Source organism: Rhizobium sp. P1_E6 (genome assembly GCF_056405875.1).
The window spans coordinates 1-803 of the sequence record NZ_JBFUBG010000325.1 but is presented as its reverse complement, the minus strand read 5'-3'; the positions used below and the strand labels follow the sequence as shown (position 1 = coordinate 803).

1 protein-coding gene is annotated in these 803 nt (G+C 57.2%); it reads right to left on the bottom strand.

The window, feature by feature from the left end:
• Positions 1 to 766: MobA/MobL family protein (locus AC1D35_RS36530; protein ID WP_477942934.1), on the bottom strand; the 766-nt coding region annotated here is incomplete at its 3' end.
• Positions 767 to 803 lie beyond the last annotated feature (37 nt).

Sequence of the window (803 nt, the reverse complement as noted above, 5' to 3'; positions counted from 1 at the left end):
CGTTCTTCTGTTCGACTGAAAGCAGCGGCAATATCGGTCCGGCAATAGATTCGACACCTGCATCCTGACCAATCTCAGCCCTTGCTGCGGCCTCGTCTAGATCATGTAAGAGCAACGCTCGATCTAACCCGTCAAACACTGCCTCGCGATGGCGTGGATCGACATGGTGGCTGCGATCTTCATGCAAGCGATCGGCCGCCCGTGCCATGTTGGTTTCGACTGCGATCATCTCTCGTGTCGAATAGCGTGCAGGTTCGATTTCGCCGGTCGCCGGGTCGCTCTTTTCGGCCTGCAATTCGACCAAGGCCGGCGAGGCCATGATCGACGCGAATGCATTTTGAAAGCCCTGTAGATCATCATTGATATAGCGGTGCAGTGTGCGCGCGATGTCATGGCGATCAAAGACGCTCTTTTCGTTGGTAATCAACGTCAGGACCAGCTCAGGCTTTTCACGGATCATATCCGCGTTGCGCCGCGAAGCCTCCTTTTCAAGGCGCGCACGTTCCATCGTCTCGCCGCGCCGTTCGATCTGCGTGGCATGCACGCCGACATGTTCGGTCGGCGCAAGCTCAAGGCCGCGTTCCTGATGTGAGCGCCGATCGATCCTGATGTCCAGACCTGCCCTTGCCAGATGGGTGTTGGCTAATTCCTCCCAGACTTGTCTCACGTCACGCAGTTGCATCTGCGAGGTCGGCAGTTCGTTTGCGAGAAGCCACTTGTTCTCACGCTCAATCATCGTCTTGTCGCCCAGACCGTCTGCCGTCACGGTCCGCGTCGTCATCAGGAGATGGGCATGGTGATTG